This is a genomic window from Xanthomonas sp. WHRI 8393, assembly GCF_040203315.1.
Lineage (GTDB): Bacteria > Pseudomonadota > Gammaproteobacteria > Xanthomonadales > Xanthomonadaceae > Xanthomonas > Xanthomonas arboricola.
The window spans coordinates 753,627-770,577 of the sequence record NZ_JBEGGL010000003.1 but is presented as its reverse complement, the minus strand read 5'-3'; the positions used below and the strand labels follow the sequence as shown (position 1 = coordinate 770,577).

Genomic DNA, 16,951 nt, shown 5'->3' with positions numbered 1-16,951 from the left:
ACGTCGCAGTCGTGATGTCCGTCGTGGCGCGCGATGCAATGCATCCAGGCGTCTGCCGGATCGAAAATTCAAAGAACAACATGTACCTGGGAGGGGAAAATGTTGAAGCACAAGCGCTCTGCGCTGAGTATCGCCCTGGCCGTTGCCATGGCACCGACGTTGGCTGCCGCGCAATCGGCAACGCCGGCGCAAGCAACCGACACCGAACAAACCGCCGGCGCGGTGACCGACTTGGACAAGGTCCAGGTCACCGGCCTGCGCCGCGCGATCGAAGGTGCCATCTCGGTCAAGCGGGATTCGACCTCGATCGTGGAAGCCATTTCGGCCGAAGATATCGGCCGGCTGCCCGACGTCAGCATCGCCGAGTCGCTCGCGCGCCTGCCTGGCCTGGCGGCGCAACGTGTGGCCGGTCGCGCACAGGTCATCAGCGTGCGCGGGCTGTCGCCGGACTTCTCCACCACCCTGCTCAACGGCCGCGAAGTGGTCAGCACAGGCGATAACCGCAGCGTGGAATTCGACCAGTACCCGTCCGAACTGGTCAGCGGTGTCACCGTCTACAAGACGCCCGACGCCGGCCTGGTCGGCCAGGGCCTGTCCGGCACCGTCGACATGCAGACTGCGCGCCCGCTCAGCTACAACGAGCGGGTGATCGCCATCGGTGGCCGTTACCAACGCAATTCGCTGGGCAAGGCCGCCAACGTCGACCCATACGGCAACCGCTTCAATGTCAGCTACATCGACCAGTTCGCCGACCGCACCATCGGCCTGACCATCGGCTACGCACACACCGACATGCCGATCCAGGAAAATCAGGTCGGCTTGTACGAGCCGTGGCAACCGGTCAACGCACAGCGCCCGCGCCCCGGCGTGGCCGACGGCGTGTATTTTTCCGACGGCATCAAGGCATTGCGCCGCACCGGCAACCAGAAGCGCGACGGCGTCATGGCCACCTTGCAATACCGCCCGTCCAACGCCTGGACCAGCACGCTCGACGCCTTCCACACCAAGGCCGAGCAGATCGACACCGCCAACCAGTTCGAGCTCAACCTGAGCAACTACAACGGTGGCTACACGCCGGGCCTGAACATCAGCAACGTGCGCGTCAACGACAGCAACAGCTTCACCGGCGGCGACGCCAGTGGCGTCTATCCGCTGGTCCGCGGCATGTACAACAAGCGCGAAGACACCATCGATGCGTTCGGCTGGAACAACGAGATCACTGCCGGTGCGGTCAAGATCACTGCCGATCTCAATTACTCCAAGGCCACGCGCGACGAACTGAACCTGGAAAACAATCTCCAGCGTGCGCCGATGCCACAGCTGGATACCGTCGGCGTAACGGTTGTCGGCAACGGCTTCTCTCAGCTAGCGCCCGGAATGGATTACTCCAATCCCGATCAGCTGTTTCTCACCAACACCATCTACGGCTCCGGCTACGGCAAGGTGCCGAGCGTGGAAGATGTGCTCAAGGGCGCACGCCTGCAGGCCAGCTTCCCGATGCCCGAAGCGCTGAGCTGGTTCTCGGATCTGGATGTGGGCGTCAACTACGCCAATCGTGAAAAACAGAAAACCCAGCCGGAAGGCAACATCACCCTTGGCGCGCAGGGCGAATCCACCATCGCATCGGACCTGCAATACGCGCCGGTCAACCTGGGCTTTGCCGGCATCGGTGCCCTGCCCGCCTGGAACGTCCCGGCGGTGGTCTCGCGTTACATGCTGTTCAATCCCAGCGACGATGCCTCGTTCCTGGTGTCCAAGGCCTGGACCGTCGAAGAGAAGATCACCACCGCCTGGCTGCGCGCCAATCTCGATACCGAATGGGGCGATGTGGGCGTGCGCGGCAATATCGGCGTGCAGCTGCAGAGCGCCGACCAATCCTCGCGCGCAAATTATTGGGACGCGTCGCAGCCGGCAGGCAGTGAAGTGCGCCCGATCGACGACGGCAAGACCTATCGCGACTGGCTGCCCAGCCTGAATCTGGCCTTCCAGTTCCCGTACGAACAGACACTGCGCTTTGCGATGGCAAAGCAGGTCGCACGCCCACGCGTGGATCAGCTGCGTGCCTCGCTGGAATTCGGTGTCGACACCTCCACCGGCCGCCCCGGCGCCAGCGGCGGTAACCCGATGCTGGACCCCTGGCGCGCCAACGCCATCGACCTTTCCTACGAAAAGTATTTCGCCGAGCGCGCCTACGTGGCCGCCGCGTTTTTCTACAAGGACCTGAAGAGCTACATCTACACCCAGAGCCGCGACAACTACGACTTCTCCGCGCTGGTGGCCGGCTATGTGCCGCCGCCGGGCTCGGCGCCAGTACTGACCACCGGCACCTTCAGCGCCCCGTTCAACGGCAAGGGCGGCATCCTGCGCGGCGTCGAACTCACCGCTTCGCTGCCGCTGGATCTGGTCTTCGCTCCATTGGAAGGTTTCGGCATCCAGGCTAGCGCCACCTTCAACGACAGCGACGTCAAGATCCGCGACCCGGAAAGTGCTTCCAGCGTCGGTGACGGCGAAATCAGCCTGCCCGGCCTGTCCGAACGCGTCTACAACCTCACCGCCTACTACGAGCACAAGGGCTTCGAAGCACGCGTCAGCCAGCGCCGCCGCTCGGACTTCATCGGCGAGATCGGCAACTTCAACGGCAACCGCACGCTGCGCTACGTGGTCGGCGAAAACATCACCGATGCGCAGATCAGCTACAGCTTCAACGACAGCAGCGATCTTGCCGGCCTGACCTTGCTGCTGCAGGCCAGTAACCTCAGCAACTCGCCCTACCGCACCTATGCCGAAACCAAGGACCGTCCGCTGGAATACATCGAATGGGGCCGCACCTTCGTGCTGGGCGTCAACTACAAGTTCTGATGAGCTGTGAACTGCAAACGATGCGCTGATTGGCGACATCTTTGTCTGTGGCCACATCGCTAACTGCGGCTACGCTACCTACGTGACAACCGGCGCATCACCTGGCTGGCCGGCCCCGGTGCCAGCCCTCTCCACCGGGACACCAAAGCCCCTCTCCCGCCGGGAGAGGGGTTGGGGTGAGGGTTCGGCACAAGCGCAACGCGCGCCAATCAAGCAGGGCCAGTTCTGCTCTGTCGGGCTCCATGGGCCGTCATTCAAGATGCGGCCTCTAACTAAAAGAACCGAATGCTCTCCTGATCAAAACGACAACATTGACCAAAGAAAACCCGCCGATGTGACACCGGCGGGTTTTCTTTTGATCCAAGATTTTCAAAATCCAAGCTTGCATTGCCCTTCGCAAAGCGCACAGGATCGACCGCCACCTGCGCATCAGCACCTCCCTGCGCATAGCATTCGCCTGTCGCACCGGAACGGGGCCAATCTCCCGACACCATCAGCGCCTGCCTGCACCAACACGAATCCAAGCCGTTGCTGCAGGGCCGCCGGCAACGCTGACGTCCTCGCAGTCCATTGCCATCCACATGCAGCCTTTTAGTCAAACCACCCCCGACTGGCATGGAGAACAGCACACCCTGCCTCATCCAGAGAGCAAGGACCTGATCGACTGGGAAATAGCCGCACAGCTGGCGTAACGCTATAAATGCTTGGCAAACCAAGCAATCGTCACTACAAAAAAAAAGCGAGGCATTCCCCTAAGGAATGCCTCGCCGCGTTCCAGACAATCACGCACAGACAGCTAGCTGGCGCGACACACCGTCAGCGAACTTCGATCGCACAAACCACTGCATGCCCGGCCAAGCGCAGGCAGTCATGTTCGATGGCTCCGCGCTCCACGCCGGGCACATCGACCTGCTTCCACGCGCCAGCCGGCAGCCCAAGCTCGGCTGCATCGGCCGACAGATTGAATGCCAGCAACATCACCTGGCCGGCGTGCTCGCGCCGGAACATCAGCACAGGTTCGGCGGTGTCGTAGAACGTGATCGCCCCCTCGCGCAGCGCAGGCTCGCCTTTGCGCCAAGCCAGGAACTGTCGCACCGCACTGAGCACGGACAACGGATCGTCCTGCTGCACGCTCACCGCAGCCGCACGATGCTCCTCAGCCAGCGGCAACCACGGCTTGCCGCTGCTGAACCCTGCCGACGGCGCATCCGTCCATGGCATCGGCGTGCGGCAGCCATCGCGACCCTTGAAGGTTGGCCAGAAGGTGATGCCATACGGATCGCGCAGATCCTCGAACGCCACATCTGCCTCGCCCAGGCCCAGCTCCTCGCCCTGGTACAGGCAGATCGAGCCACGCAGCGAACACAGCATTGCAACCACCATCCGCGCAAACGTCGGCGATGCATCGGCCCCGCCCCAGCGTGTCACCGCGCGCACCACGTCGTGGTTGGAAATGGCCCAGCATGGCCAACCTTCCAGCATCGTGGCTTCGAGCCGGCTCACCGTCTCGCGGATATAAGCAACACTGTAGTCCTGCACCAGCAGCTCGAAGCTGTAGCCCATATGCAGGCGGCCATGAGCGGTGTACTCGGCAGTGGTCGCCAGCGAGTCCTCCGACGAGATCTCGCCAAGGCTCACTGCATTCGGATAAAGATCCAGCAGTCCGCGCAAGCGCTCGAGGAACGCTAGATTTTCCGGCTGCGTGTTGTTGAAGTAGTGGTACTGATACGCGTAAGGGTTGTCGGCACTGAACCCACGCCCCACCCGCTTGTCGGCCGGCTTGGCCGGATTGTCACGCAGCTGCGCATCGTGGAAGCAGAAGTTGATCGCATCCAGGCGGAACCCATCCACCCCCCGATCCAGCCAGAAGCGTACGTTATCCAGCGTCGCCTGTTGCACCTCGGTGTTGTGGAAATTGAGGTCCGGCTGATCCACCAGGAAGTTGTGCAGGTAATACTGTTCCCGCCGCGGCTCCCATTGCCACGCCACCCCACCGAACAGCGACAACCAATTGTTCGGCGGCGTCCCGTCCTCACGCGGATCGGCCCACACGTACCAATCCGCCTTTGCGTTGGTCCGGTCCTGCCGGCTCTCCTGGAACCACGCATGCGCGATCGAGGTGTGGCTCAACACCTGGTCGATCATCACCTTCAAGCCAAGGCCGTGCGCCTTGTCGAGCAGCCGATCGAAATCGTCCAGCGTCCCGAACAGCGGATCCACTGCACGGTAGTCCGCGATGTCGTAGCCGAAATCGGCCATCGGCGACTTGAAGAACGGCGAAATCCAGATCGCATCCACGCCCAACTTGGCGATGTAGTCGAGTTTGGCGATGATGCCGGGCAGATCGCCCACCCCATCGCCATTGGAATCCAGAAAACTGCGCGGATAAATCTGATAGATGACGGCCCCGCGCCACCATGGTGTCTGCGACATTTACGCCCCTCCCGGGCCATTGCGGGCGCCAGATAGACGCTCAGCCAAGTCCGTTAGCGTAGCTGTGCCCACCGCATGCGGGGCATTTTTGCATACGTATTCATAGCGCTACGAAGCGACGCGCAAATACCTCAGAAACTTGCATTATGACGCGCACCATTTCACTCGTCGTCAAGGGAGATGGCAGGGAAGAAGCTTCACTCAAAAAATCAAACCGTCGCATATGGAATGTTGTTCTGCGACTGAAACAACCTTAGAGCAAACGACACTAAATACGATTTAATAAAAAATCTTAATCAATCAGTATATAGCCCGTACACCAATCCGTGACGGGCTTTAAAAACGTTGCGTCTACAGGGGAGAGGTTATGCGCGACTCTCAAGGTCGTCGTCTTTGGCCCGCTTGCGTTTTCCCGAGCCCTTTCGGTTCGCATAAAAGTCTTCCAGCCACTGCTCCGGCGTCAGCTGGTCTACGCTTACACCCAGCTTGTCGGCTTTCCGCGACAAAATTTGATGCATGATTTCAATATTGTCGGTTGAAGATGAAATCACCGAAAGGGCATCATCCATCCCACGCAGGTTGAGCTGGCACACCGCCGAGGCATGGCCCTGCTTGACCAGGAAGCAACGCGAGCGCTCGTCCAGCGACACCACCACCTGATATTCGGCGTCGGTGAGCTTGAGCCCCTCCATGTAGTCATCGCGGCTGGCGCTGGGATTGGGCAGCAGGATCATGGTCGCGGTCTGTTCGATCAATGCAGCGGCGATGTCGCTGGCAAGTGCATCCTCCGGACTTTGGGTGGCAAAAATACCCAGGCCATTCTGCTTACGGATGGTCTTCTGCTTGTTCTTGGCGAATTCCTTCAGCCCACCCTTGCCGTCCAAAATCTTCCAGAACTCATCCATCACGTAGATCAGCGGACGGCCATCAATCAGCGCCTCCAGCCGATGCAGCAGATAGTTGATCACCGGCACACGAACTTCTGCATTATCGATCACATCGGTGTAGTCGAAGCCGATGATCGATGCGCGCGTCAGGTCGATGGTGTCCACCGGATTATCGAACACCCAGCCGAGCGAATTGCCGGCAGTCCAGCGGCGCAGGCGCGCATATAGCCCATCGTCGCCCATGTTCGGCAGGCTCTTACGGAAGTTGCTCATGCTGCGCAGATGCATCGGCGTGTCCAGCATGCCCTCCACCGCACGATAAATGTCTTCTTCCTCGCGCGAACTGTACTCCGACTTGCCGCCCAGCACCTTCATCAGCTCAGCCAGAAATTGCGTGTTGGCCTCATTACGCTCGCACTGAAACGGATTGAAGCCGGTCGGGGAGCCGTTTTCTAAGGCCAGATAATTGCCCCCGCAAGCGCGCACGAAGATCTCCGCGCCGCGATCCTTGTCGAAAAAGAAGATCGTCGGGATCGGATCGAACTTCTGCACCTGACTCAACAGGAAGTTGATCAGCGCCGTCTTGCCGGTACCGGACTTGCCGATCACCATGGTATTGCCGATAGCCTTCTCGCCCAAGGAATTCTCCGCCGGATGCGTGGCGTGGAAATTGAAGTAGTACGGCTGGCCGTTGGTAGTCTGCAGGGTTGTGACACAGTCGCCCCACGGATTGTTGTGCTGCTTGCCCTGGGCGAAATTGTGCAACGGCGACAAACCGAGGAAATTGAGCGAACTCAGATTGGCAATACGCGTGCGGAAACGCCAATTTCCCGGCAGCTGCGCGTAGAACGACGAGGCAATTGCAAGGTCTTCCTTGGACGACACGAAGCCGGCGTTTGAGAGCTCGGCACGCGTGGTCGCGATTTGTCGGGCAAGCTTTTCCTGGCTATCGGCATACACCGCTACAGTGAAGTGATATTCGCCCAGCACGAAGTTGCCCGAGGCCACATCATCCATTGCCAGATCGAGATCGCGGATCTGGCTAGACGATTTGTCGCCCGAGGAAATCATCATGCCCTTGGTACGTTCCAGCACCTTCAGCGCGTCGTGGCGACCGACCGGGCTGAAGGAATGCGTCATGACATACTCGAAATCAAGATACTTCAGACCATTGAGAATGCCGGGATAGGTTCCGTCTGCGTATTCCTTGATATTCAGGATTGCGCCGAAGTGATTGATGCCATCTGGCGTGCGGATGACGAAGTCACCGGTCTTGTTTGCGAACATATGTTTGCTGACAGGCAGATACGCTGGAACCGGCGCCTGCAGCACCGGGACCGGCTCGTCAATGCGATTTAATAAGTAACCAAGAAACTCTAAGGTCTCAGAAAACACCACACCGTTCTTAGCTTCGTACATCCCAAGCCGATAGGGGGAATAGTCTTTGAGCACCGCCTCCACGTTGGTCGCCAGCTCGATCACCTTCGCAATCGCCTGCTCTTCTTCGACCCGAATCCTGTCAGGATCACTGGATTTCTCGACCAGTCGGCGTCCGCTAACCACTGGGCGGTAAATCATGCTGAAATATAATTCATTCTGCATGATTTTCTGGGACGACAACGCTGCGTAGTATTCGTTGGACAGTGACTGATTAAAAGCCTGCTGGAAACGGCCGGAGTTGCCGATCCTGCGACGACGTCGGACATCATGTGCCCAGAACGCCACGTTGGCGAAATCAGGCGCGCGCAGGGTCTGTACAAGACGGTTGAACGTATTGTGTCGCTGTTCCAGCTCGAATTCGTCACGTCCAACGAAAGGCAGACCCGCAAGATGCCAAATCAAAAGATAGTCACCACCGGTCGTTTTTAGAACGGACGGTGCGACATGCGTCGAAATGGAGACGAATTCGCTGATCGGACTATCTGGGCTGAACATGGCCTTACCAGTTTAAGAGGAAGCATCACAGTTATGTAGTCGCGCAAAGCGCCAACCCCACGCGACTTGCGGGCGTGGGGTCGGTTAATAGCCTATTCGCTTACTGACGTTTTCCAGCGGGATTCTTTCGATATTCGTTAGGACTGAACACCCACATTCCCGAGTAACGTTCGGCATTCCGCGCGCGCATGCGAAATAACCAACGCAACCCCAGCAACCTGAAGATCATCTCGTCTCGTTTTGCCATCTGCTGCATAGCAAAAATAATGACCGGAATTGTCAACAGATACCAAAGATCAAAATACATTCCCAACAGCAGGCCACTGCCGGCACCGATGAAAAACGGGATGTAAGGCACTCCCAGGAACATCGCCGGACGGGTACACCCACGAAAGAGAACGTCTTTATGCATAGTACTGAGCAATTTGAAGCAGCGTCATGGAGGCAGCGGTGCAGTCCTGACCACTACCGTCTTTGCCAATCACCATGTTAGCAATCTGGGCGGCCGCGCCGATCAATACACCACCGATCAAAATCGGAGACACTTCAGAAATTCGCTTGTGAGCAAATGCAATTTGATAGCCGGCAATGATCACCGCAATCGTGACAACAAGCGCTGAGCCCATGTTCAACAGACCATTGACGTTTTCAAGGAAACCGCACATCTTTTCGCCGGTCTCTCCGAGGCCACTACCATTTGTTGCCAAGGCCCCACCGGCGACCAGTAGCAACGAAGTAAATACCAGCGCTTTCAGGGCTTGGGTTCCAATCATCTTGGCGTCGGCGGCCGTCTTCTTGTCAACTTCAAACTTCATGTCAATCTCCTTGGGAACAGGGGGGGGTCTAGCAGCCAATCCGTGGCAGGTTTTCCATCCTGGTTAAAAAACAAATGCGGTATCTACCTGCTGTGTTGCAGGCATCGGTCGTGCCGGGGCCACACTGGCCGGTGTTTGATTCGTTACGGCTGGGGTTTGCTGCATGCCTACAGGTAGGGCAACCCCCCGCCCCTGCCCGGTTGCCTTGACGACATATAGCTCGTCGTCGGCAGAACGGGCCGGGGATACCTGGGGCGGTGGCAATTGCGCTGCTGTGGGCAATGCAAGCATAGGGCCTTGCTGTGAAGCTTCTGTGCGCCCGGGATTTGCAAGGTCCTGAATCCGACGTGCCACGATCGCATCGGCTAGCTCGGTGGCTGCCTGACGCAGGGGATTTTCGACACGAACCTTGATCGGGCGATTCGGAACCACGGCGATCGGCTCGGCTCCTGAAGATGCCACCGACTGACGAATGGAGGCATAGATCTTCTGGACATAGCCATGCTTGAAGCCGGTTTCGAAATTACCTGAATAGTAGCAACTGAATGACTTGCCCCAGTTGGCACCCGATCGCGAATGACACTCGGCCAGAATTCTGGAAGCAGCCACTAGGTTAGGACACTTGGCAAATGCCATCTCGTAACTAGTCAGCCCATACTTCTGCAGGTTGTAGCGATTGACCTGGCCAAGTCCCAAGGAGAAATTGTAGCCCTTCTGCTCCAGCATCTTGGCCGTAGCCACGGCTTCTTCCAGCCCACGCGGTTCGCGTACCAGTCGACCGCCGACCACGCCGATGGCGTACGGATTGCGCGAAGACTCCACGCGAACGACGTGCTGCATGACCTCACCGGGGACGGCAAGTCCAGTACAACCCATCAATTCCATGCCAGGCAGCATAGCGGTCTCCTTGAAGCTGAATCAACGTCAATCATTGGCGGCCGGTCAGCCGCCACGCAGGGTTCTTGCCGGATCGAAATCGATCCCGGTAATAAAGCGGCGCCCGGCGTGCGCCTTGATGTGCACCACGATATCGATGGTCATACGCAGCAGCCGTTTGATCACCTCGAACTCCAGGCCGGAACCTTCGTTCGACGCCTTCACCATGAGCGCCAGCTGGTCCCAGGTCTGCTCTACGCTGCCAGCATGGCAGCTGGTGATCGAACCTGGGTGGCCGGATGCGCAGTTACGGATGAAGTAGAACGATTCATCGCCGCGCAACTCAGCCAGGATGATTCGATCCGGCTTCATACGCAGGCACGCCTCCATACAGCTCTTAGCAGTCACATTACTCGCACTTTGGCCGCCTTTCGAGTACAGCAGGTGCACCGAATTGGGCTGACTGATGAATAGCTCGCGGGCGTCTTCGATGGTGACCAGGCGTTCCTCGTTCGGAATGTGATTGACCAGAGCCTTCATGAAGGTGGTCTTGCCGCTACCTGTCGCACCCGCAACCACTACATTTTTCTTGTAAAGCACCGATTTTTTGAAGAATTCGGAATATTCCCTGTTGCGACGCAACTCGAGCAGTTCGCGGTCGTGATCGCTGACATCGGTAACCTGCTCAAGCACCTGGTCGAAAAACCCGTCGCTGGTGTACTGCTCAAGCGTCTTGGTGTGCTTGGACGGCAAGCGAATCGTGATCGAGACCTTGCCGGCATCGCAGGCTGGCGGAATAACGAACTGCGCACGCTGACCGGTGGGGAAGGTAAGCGACACCACCGGATCGGCATCGGTAATGCGCTGCCCGGTATTGCTTTCATTGACGACAGCCGTGCAAAACTGCCTAGCCCGATCAAAGGTCAGGGATGGCACCTCCACACGTTGCCAGCCATTGATCGTCTCCAGGTATAGCTCACCGGGACGATTGATGCAGATTTCTGTGACTTCGGGCGAATTCAAATAGTCCAGGATTCCCAGTACCGAGTACTGGTAATCCAGGAAATCATTCGAGATCCGCGCAGTCGGAGAATCATCGATCGTCATGGCGGTCGTCGCGCTCACTTAGGCAGCACCGCCGAGAAATCGACATCCTTTGCAACATAAACGTTCAGTACCGTCCCTTGATTGATCGTCAGCGTTGCAGGTCGACGCCCGGATTTTTCCACCGCCTGCTGCGCGAGTTGCTGCACGCTCTGTGCGGTATTGCTCTCGAATGGCTGCTGCGTGATTACTCCAGAACCCAAGCCAATGGTGGTCGTCTCAGGACCATACTCTGCAGCCGCGTACTTGAACGCATCGCTTAAAAGACTGATGAACAAGGCAGAAGCGATCTTGTTGCCCCAGTGCGCATCGTACTGTCCGGGGTGACCGGCGCTACCGAGCGTGTCAATACCTGGGCCGACCAGAGTGACATCGAGCCCGGTAGGCGTAGTCACGCGATCCCAAACGACTTGCAGGCGCCGGGTAGTTGGCTCGCCGGCGCCATATTGACCAAGCATCTTCGAACCCTTCGGCAACAGCAGATTATGCCCGTTGATCGAATAAACCGGTTCTGTAACGATGCAGGATGTGTAGCCACCGAAGTCGGAAATGATCCGCGTTTCGAGAATGCAACGGATATAGGTACCGCGCACGAGCAAACCGTCAGGATTGCTGATTGGCTTGGCCAGCGTAACCTGCTCATCTTCTTGAGCTCTAGGTTGTGCACCGGGCTGACCCGGCATCCCGGGAATGCCGTCACTGCCGCCAGCTGCAGCGGACTGCTCGGCCAGAATGCGTCGCTCCAGCAAGGTCGGAGCCCGCGGACGCTCTGGAACGGCAGCTATGCTGTCGCTATCGTCGGTAGGCATGGGCGGCAGCGGCGGCAAACTTGGCTGTTGCACAAGAGGCACCGGAGCCGTCTCGACGGGTGCGATCATATTTTGCGGAAGCGCCGGCGCGACGACCGTCTCGGCACGCGGCTTGACCGGTGCAGAATCGTCCGAGCCGTCTTTCGCTAACCAGAAAATTGCCAAAAGCAACAAGCCGGCAATCAGTGCGAGAAAAACCATCGCCTTGCGGTTCAGCCGTTTGATGTCGCTGGACCGCAACACAGGCTCATTCGCATCCAGATCCGGCTCCGCAGCCGCCTGCTGGCGCGCGAAATAAGGATTGCTGCGCTCGTCGTACTCGTTTGTCGTGGGCTCGTCCGCTCGGTTGTCCCGGGAGCGTTCATCAGGGCTGTTTGGAATGTTCGAGTTCACTTTTGCTTGTTCCTTCGCAGGCCGACGACATTATCGCCATGACGAACCACCAGGAAGGGATAGGTTCCATGAACGATCAAGGTATTACCCTCAACGGTCGTATTCACGAGAAAATCCTCGCTATGCTCTTTCTCGCGAGCAAACACCGCTGGGAAGTTACCAGTAGGGAATCGTGTTAAATCCATATTTATATAAGTGAATTTACCGTCATCATAGACCCGACTCGGAACTAGCCAGGACTTTTTAGTCCGTGTGGCATAGTCATAGTCGTAGTAATAGCGACGATCCTTGAGAATTTTTGCATTCAGCAGCGGACCATTCTTGGCGGCAGCTGCATCTTCGACGTTGTTGAAGCTCGTATCCTTGGGATAACTGAATACGACTTTGTATTGTACGCCGGCCTGTTTGGCCTGCTCCAAGCGCTGCCAGTCGGTCGCAACGACCTTGAGCTCGAGGATATAAGAATGCGTGGCCGTACGAATCATCATATTCGTATCGACATCGACATTCTTGGGCTTCAAATAAAAGACATTTTCACGACGGGTCAGCTCCCAGCCCCCAGTGAAACCGGTGCTGTAGTCGAGAATCTTTTCATTGGGACTGAGTTCGATCTGGGTGGTGATGCCCAGTCCGGTACGCACCTGATAGATGCGGTCAGGTGCATATTCGTATTCTTGTACGACCTGGGCTGCAGCCGAGAATGCGCACAATACAAGTGGCAATACTGCAGCCAATGCAGCCCTGTAGGGGTTAGAGGGTTTCATCGACCGCTTGCTCCATTGACATTGTTCGGCATCCCTTGGGGTTGGATCGTTGGCTGGGCTTGAATCTGGCCGGCCGGCTGAGGCTGTGCCTGGCCAGGATATCCGGGCTGCTGCACCGGGGCGCTACCTGGAACAACCTGCATGCCCTGCTGCACCGGAACACCGGCCGGCGCTGCGGCGCCAACTGCATTCGGATCAACCGCGCCAGGTGTTATGGGCTGCTGATAAGCGGCGGCCTGTGGCGCAGCTTGCGCTTGCGTGCTGATCGCGGACGGAGCGGCGGGCAAGGCCGAGTAATCGTTATCGACACGATAATCGGTCACTCGGAAACCTAGCGGATTTTCCACCCTAAGGCTATCATTCATCTGGAGGTTATCCTGGTACACGAACCCCATAGTTGCAATCTTGCTATCCAGCAGCGTGGTGACAGTAGACGTCTTGTCGTAGACATTCCGCTGAAAACGTACCGTTGCGCCGGTATAAGGCTTACCCTTGCCGCCGATAAGGGTGATGCTAAGAATATTGATGCGGACTGCCCGCAACCTTCCATACGTGTTGAAAGGCCTCATTGGATTATTGCCGGCGTGCAGTGCGCGATACTCGGCAAGTACATTCGTCGCGGCCATCGAGGCGACCGTATTCCAATCACGATCACCGATCGTGGACGCATCAAATGATTCACGCGCCAGAATGAAACGCGCGATATTGCTGCGCGCTAACGCCTCGCTGGTACTGATTGTTCGCCCGCCGTAATTCGCTTCGAGCTTGGCGATGGTACTGGTGCCAGAATACGCATCAGCCATTACCAGGTACGGAACCTTCTCTTTCAGCGGCAGCATGTAGTAGTAGCCGCCGGCCGTCATGACGGTAATGAGCATGGAAACGGTCGCTACCATCCATGCACGCTTTTCGCTGCGGCGCGCGAGATCGGCGATGCTCACCTCGTAGTTCACCGCTTTCTGGACGGCTGCACCCACTTGGGCAGATCCGTCCTTTTCACTGACCTTCTTACGCAACATGTCTAGATCCGTCACCGTAAGGCCTTGTCAGGCCTGAAACTATCGCCGCGACGAGCGCGGGCACATGGGAGGCTTGAGCTCAGTCACCGACCGAATGCCGTTAGCATCGGATCAGCGGTTCAGCTCTTAGAGCTTGGCTCCAGACGATACCGGCACCGGCTGTACCAGCAGCTTGTTGGCAGAGACCGAGACCGAGACACCTTGCGCTGCGTAGACCGCGCTCAGCTCGGTGGCGGCTTGCTGCACGCTGGTGGTGCTGATATTGGAAACCGGGGCGATCAGGGTGTAGTCCGAAGGCAGGTTGTAGGACAGCTGCATGTTGGAATCCGCAGCCCACCGCTCCAGCATCGTCTTCAACGTGCCGTCCATCGGCGTAGCCTGATACGTGTAGGAGGTGTAGAGCGGAATTTCGGTAGGGGCTTCGTCAAAGTGATTGACGTGCTTCCAACGTCCACCAAAATCGGGAGCAGGCTTGGTCGCGCAGGCACCGACCAACGCAGCGACCACCAAGACCAGCGACAGCTTGGACACATACATCGGATTCACTCTGACTTCTCCAACTCATGAGATTTCGGGCTTAAGACGGACAGCACAACAGCTCCGCTCACCCTGGGGCGGCGGAGTGAATCTGTCTTTGATGACTCGCTTGAGCGGACATGCCTGGCCGACCCAGCACACATAGGCAGGTCAGCACCACGCCACGCAATCGATAAAAATGAATACGCCGAAGAACCATCCATAGCCTTACTCCTGTACGACCCCGTCCGGCGCCGCCCCTCTTAACAAAAAATCAACACTGCGCGAATTCTGGGTAACTTTGCCCTTAACGAACACATGAGTCAAGAATTACCGGCGCCCCTTCGCAGCCGTTGTGCGACAACCGTCACAACCTGATGGGAAGCGTTTTCACGTCTGTCTTGGGCAGCAGGCGTGCGGTGAAATAGCGGTCTTCGTAGTAGCGGATCTTGTCGCATTTCACCGGATGCGGGATGCCTTCGTACAGGAAGACCTCCTTCTCGTTGCCCATCGCCTTCAGCTCCTGCGGCAACATGAGCGCACGCCGCTCCTCGGAAATACTCCGGGTGGTTTCCCTGCCGCGTGTGACGTTCTTCTTCTTGATGGTGGTGTAGCCCAACATCTCGGAGTAGTCGTTCGCATCCTGCTGCTCGCGCGGCGCGTAGAGGATTTGCAGCGCATGGTTGGTGATGATGGTGCGCGACAGATCCTTGCCATAGGTGGCGTCCAGCTGCGCCATGCTCTGAATGATCGGCAGCAGGCGAAGGTTGTAACCCGCCATATAGGCTACCGCGGTGGCAATGATGTCCACTTTGCCGATCGAGGTGAATTCGTCCATCAACAGCAAGCATTGATACTTGAGTTCCGGATTGGACTTCGGAAGCTCGCGGGTATTGAGGTTGATGATCTGACTGAAGAGCAAGTTGATGATGAGCCGGCTTTCGGCCAGCTTGTTCGGCTGGATGCCGATGTAGATCGTCATCTTCTTCTTGCGCAGGTCGGTGAGCAGGAAGTCGTCCGCGCTTGTTGCCGCATCTAGGACCGGGTTGATCCACGCGTTGAGCGGCTCCTTCAGGGTTCCCATGATGGACGCAAAGGTCTCATCGGCCTGTGACAGCATGTTGGCAAACGCTGAGCGCGCATTGCTGCTGAGGAATCTGCGCTCGGACAGTGACTTGAGGTATTTCTTGAGGTCTGTGCCATCCCCGGACGAGAGGCGATAGATGCCGCCAAGCGTGGGAGCCCCTGCCCCGCCCGGGAAGCCGAGCGACAACTCTTCGTCCTGGTTTTCGAACAGATACAGGGCGAACGCCATGAACGCGTTACGTGCCTGACTGACCCAGAACTTCTGGTCATCCGACCCGTCGGGATACAGCATCGCGGCGATGCTCATCAGATCCGACACACGGAAGGCGGGGTCGCTGGACACGTAAGTCAGCGGATTCCAGCGATGGGTGCGCCGGTCTTCGGCGAAGGGATTGAAGAGGAAGACCTCATGCCCCTGACTGGCGCGCCAGCCGCTGGTGAGGTCGAAGTTCTCCTGCTTGATGTCCAGGACCACTACCGATTCCTGGTACTCCAGCAGGTTGGGAATGACCACGCCGACGCCCTTGCCGGAGCGCGTTGGCGCGGCCAGGATCACGAACTGTTGCCCGCTCAGCCGTACAAGCTTGCCGTTGAACTTGCCCACCACAATGCCGTTGCCGCTCGGCTTGAACAAACCGTGCTTGGAAAGGTCTGCCGCTCCGGCAAAGCGCGCGTCGCCATGCAGCGCCCGCGCCTTCGGCTTGAGCAGGAGCACGACCGTGATGGCCCAGATGATCCCGGGCAGACCAAAGCCGAGAATGCCGGACAGCTTGATCTTGGTTGCGTAAGGCGCCACTTCCGGCAAGCCCAACGCCTTGACGTAGCGGTAGTAGGTATCCCACGCGTACAGCGCGGTATCGAGCCGCAACAACAGAAGCGTCAGATATCCGGACAGGAAATATCCAACAAGCAATGTCACCACGGTGGCGATTGCAATTAGTTTGGCTTTGGACACGCGGCCCTACTCCTTGGCTTACTTCTCGACGGCACTCAGCGACGAACGACGGGTCTGTGATCGAGCAGATCCGACTTGCGTCCGCCACTCTCGCTCTCGACGAGCGAGTCGATCCAGACTCTGGCTTGATCCAGGGAAAGATCCGGCGTGATCCGGGTTCCGGCATCCGTCACCACGGCATAGGCCACCACAGCGTCGGGCGCATAGGTGTCTTCCCGGGTGATTGCCACGACACGGTACCCGCCCCTGGTCAGCACGGTGTGCTGATACTCGTCCATCGCCAGCCTTCCTTTTCGTCAGCGCGGAGGCGATGCTAAAGCAAGACGTGTGATGGAGAAAGCGGTTTCGGTGAAGCCGGCACAACCGCGCGCGCATTCGAGGCAAGGCGCGGATCGGGATGGGTCAGCGCCGGCGGAATTCCGTCAGCACTTGATGTGCTTTCTTGGCAACACACGCGCCTGGCACTAAAAAACCTGCTCACCGCTTCGGGGAAAGGGTGA

Annotated in this window: 13 protein-coding genes; 1 reads left to right on the top strand and 12 read right to left on the bottom strand. The window is 58.1% G+C overall.

All coding sequences use genetic code 11. The annotated features are described in order from the left end of the window. Positions 1-99 precede the first annotated feature (99 nt). Positions 100-2,859, top strand: coding sequence for a TonB-dependent receptor (locus ABQ137_RS13815; protein ID WP_184518671.1), 2,760 nt, complete (start codon positions 100-102; stop codon positions 2,857-2,859). Positions 2,860-3,675: 816 nt separating this feature from the next. Here ABQ137_RS13815 and ABQ137_RS13810 read toward each other — a convergent pair. The 12 genes from ABQ137_RS13810 to ABQ137_RS13755 all read right to left on the bottom strand — a co-directional run bounded on the left by ABQ137_RS13810 (position 3,676) and on the right by ABQ137_RS13755 (position 16,729). Further along, positions 3,676-5,292: an alpha-glucosidase gene (locus tag ABQ137_RS13810; RefSeq protein ID WP_184518668.1), complete on the bottom strand. Its 1,617-nt coding sequence runs from the start codon at positions 5,290-5,292 to the stop codon at positions 3,676-3,678. A gap of 365 nt (positions 5,293-5,657) precedes the next feature. Next, complete coding sequence (locus tag ABQ137_RS13805; RefSeq protein ID WP_349782854.1) at positions 5,658-8,114, bottom strand: VirB4 family type IV secretion/conjugal transfer ATPase; 2,457 nt, start codon at positions 8,112-8,114, stop codon at positions 5,658-5,660. Between the two features lie 100 nt (positions 8,115-8,214). After that, entirely contained in the window at positions 8,215-8,526 is a 312-nt protein-coding gene (locus ABQ137_RS13800) for a VirB3 family type IV secretion system protein (RefSeq protein WP_064485051.1), read from the bottom strand. Next, on the bottom strand, positions 8,519-8,929 hold the full coding sequence (locus tag ABQ137_RS13795; RefSeq protein WP_054592549.1) for a TrbC/VirB2 family protein: 411 nt from the start codon (positions 8,927-8,929) through the stop codon (positions 8,519-8,521). Before ABQ137_RS13795 ends, ABQ137_RS13800 begins: the two co-directional genes overlap by 8 nt. A 63-nt stretch (positions 8,930-8,992) precedes the next feature. After that, positions 8,993-9,814 (bottom strand): lytic transglycosylase domain-containing protein, encoded by an 822-nt coding sequence (locus ABQ137_RS13790; protein WP_054592596.1) that lies wholly within the window; start codon positions 9,812-9,814, stop codon positions 8,993-8,995. 57 nt (positions 9,815-9,871) lie between these two features. Further along, positions 9,872-10,912, bottom strand: a complete 1,041-nt coding sequence (gene virB11, locus ABQ137_RS13785) for a P-type DNA transfer ATPase VirB11 (protein WP_179465821.1) — start codon at positions 10,910-10,912, stop codon at positions 9,872-9,874. A gap of 14 nt (positions 10,913-10,926) precedes the next feature. Continuing rightward, complete coding sequence (locus tag ABQ137_RS13780; protein ID WP_311770023.1) at positions 10,927-12,111, bottom strand: TraB/TrbI/VirB10 family type IV secretion system protein; 1,185 nt, start codon at positions 12,109-12,111, stop codon at positions 10,927-10,929. Then, positions 12,108-12,875 (bottom strand): TrbG/VirB9 family P-type conjugative transfer protein, encoded by a 768-nt coding sequence (locus ABQ137_RS13775; protein WP_065031746.1) that lies wholly within the window; start codon positions 12,873-12,875, stop codon positions 12,108-12,110. The genes ABQ137_RS13780 and ABQ137_RS13775 overlap by 4 nt, the downstream gene beginning before the upstream one ends. Then, the gene (locus ABQ137_RS13770; RefSeq protein WP_184518660.1) at positions 12,872-13,894 is read right to left on the bottom strand and encodes a VirB8 family type IV secretion system protein; all 1,023 of its coding nucleotides are present in this window, start codon (positions 13,892-13,894) and stop codon (positions 12,872-12,874) included. The genes ABQ137_RS13775 and ABQ137_RS13770 overlap by 4 nt, the downstream gene beginning before the upstream one ends. Before the next feature lie 126 nt (positions 13,895-14,020). Beyond that, positions 14,021-14,431 carry a TcpQ domain-containing protein gene (locus ABQ137_RS13765; protein WP_024937947.1) on the bottom strand — a complete coding sequence of 137 codons (411 nt, stop codon included), beginning with the start codon at positions 14,429-14,431 and terminating at the stop codon, positions 14,021-14,023. A gap of 346 nt (positions 14,432-14,777) precedes the next feature. Beyond that, positions 14,778-16,451 (bottom strand): type IV secretory system conjugative DNA transfer family protein, encoded by a 1,674-nt coding sequence (locus ABQ137_RS13760; protein WP_184518657.1) that lies wholly within the window; start codon positions 16,449-16,451, stop codon positions 14,778-14,780. A gap of 35 nt (positions 16,452-16,486) precedes the next feature. Continuing rightward, positions 16,487-16,729 (bottom strand): hypothetical protein, encoded by a 243-nt coding sequence (locus ABQ137_RS13755; protein WP_024937949.1) that lies wholly within the window; start codon positions 16,727-16,729, stop codon positions 16,487-16,489. Between the last annotated feature and the right edge of the window lie 222 nt (positions 16,730-16,951).

What these genes read in the sequence shown, in the direction of transcription:
- ABQ137_RS13800 (WP_064485051.1), bottom strand. Translation starts at nt 8,526, where the DNA reads ATGCATAAAGACGTTCTCTTTCGTGGGTGTACCCGTCCGGCGATGTTC.
- ABQ137_RS13775 (WP_065031746.1), bottom strand. Translation starts at nt 12,875, where the DNA reads ATGAAACCCTCTAACCCCTACAGGGCTGCATTGGCTGCAGTATTGCCA.
- ABQ137_RS13755 (WP_024937949.1), bottom strand. Translation starts at nt 16,729, where the DNA reads ATGGACGAGTATCAGCACACCGTGCTGACCAGGGGCGGGTACCGTGTC.
- ABQ137_RS13790 (WP_054592596.1), bottom strand. Translation starts at nt 9,814, where the DNA reads ATGGAATTGATGGGTTGTACTGGACTTGCCGTCCCCGGTGAGGTCATG.
- virB11 (WP_179465821.1), bottom strand. Translation starts at nt 10,912, where the DNA reads ATGACGATCGATGATTCTCCGACTGCGCGGATCTCGAATGATTTCCTG.
- ABQ137_RS13815 (WP_184518671.1), top strand. Translation starts at nt 100, where the DNA reads ATGTTGAAGCACAAGCGCTCTGCGCTGAGTATCGCCCTGGCCGTTGCC.
- ABQ137_RS13795 (WP_054592549.1), bottom strand. Translation starts at nt 8,929, where the DNA reads ATGAAGTTTGAAGTTGACAAGAAGACGGCCGCCGACGCCAAGATGATT.
- ABQ137_RS13810 (WP_184518668.1), bottom strand. Translation starts at nt 5,292, where the DNA reads ATGTCGCAGACACCATGGTGGCGCGGGGCCGTCATCTATCAGATTTAT.
- ABQ137_RS13805 (WP_349782854.1), bottom strand. Translation starts at nt 8,114, where the DNA reads ATGTTCAGCCCAGATAGTCCGATCAGCGAATTCGTCTCCATTTCGACG.
- ABQ137_RS13765 (WP_024937947.1), bottom strand. Translation starts at nt 14,431, where the DNA reads ATGTATGTGTCCAAGCTGTCGCTGGTCTTGGTGGTCGCTGCGTTGGTC.
- ABQ137_RS13770 (WP_184518660.1), bottom strand. Translation starts at nt 13,894, where the DNA reads ATGTTGCGTAAGAAGGTCAGTGAAAAGGACGGATCTGCCCAAGTGGGT.